Origin of the sequence: Pseudoflavonifractor phocaeensis, assembly GCF_038439875.1 — a bacterium.
Taxonomy (GTDB): domain Bacteria; phylum Bacillota; class Clostridia; order Oscillospirales; family Oscillospiraceae; genus Vermiculatibacterium.
Genome location: NZ_JBCDMT010000011.1, coordinates 1 through 640, shown reverse-complemented (window position 1 = coordinate 640; position 640 = coordinate 1). Strand labels below are relative to the sequence as shown.

The 640-nt window shown below is 49.7% G+C and carries 1 protein-coding gene; it reads left to right on the top strand.

Translation table 11 applies throughout. The annotated features are described in order from the left end of the window. The first annotated feature begins 89 nt into the window (after positions 1–89). On the top strand, positions 90–356 hold the full coding sequence (locus AAEU42_RS14540; protein WP_342234278.1) for a hypothetical protein: 267 nt from the start codon (positions 90–92) through the stop codon (positions 354–356). The last annotated feature ends 284 nt before the right edge of the window (positions 357–640 follow it).

Here is a 640-nt window from a genome sequence, read left to right as displayed (position 1 = left end):
TGGGTTAACGTAGGACATCTCCATCACCTCACAGCTAGTGTGCCCCAAATAACAAAATTGTCTGGCCAGGTGCCGAGGGAGGAAAGAGCATGAGACTGATTGATGCCGATAAAATTCCATACGTGCAAAATGAAGACGGCGTACTGGAAGATTTCGCTTACCGCTACGATGTCAATACACTTCCCACCGTTGAGGCCATGCCGGTGGTGCGGTGTGGGGAGTGTTGTTTTGGGCAGAAACCCATTAGTGTAGATATGCAGGAGGGGTATATGTACTGCAAGCTACAGTGCAAGTACAAGGACATTGACGCTTTTTGCTCAGAGGGTGAACCAAGGGAGGCGCGGGACGGTGGGTGACAGAAAAATCAATATTCGCACTGTCCTGGGGCATGGGGACCTAACAGAGAAAGAACAACAGCAAGTGGCGGACTTCATAAACCGTATGCTTAAAAGAGATGAGGACCCGTCAGAGCCGCCGAAGGAGGATGACACTTGATGTTCATCGGAACGGCAATTTTGCAAATTGTGTTTCTCATGTTGGCGATTCACGCAAGTGTTAACGGTAATGTGGCGCAAACCATGCTGTTTTGTTCCCTGATGATTTGCGAGGAGATCAGCGGACAGCATCAGCAGGACCGAAG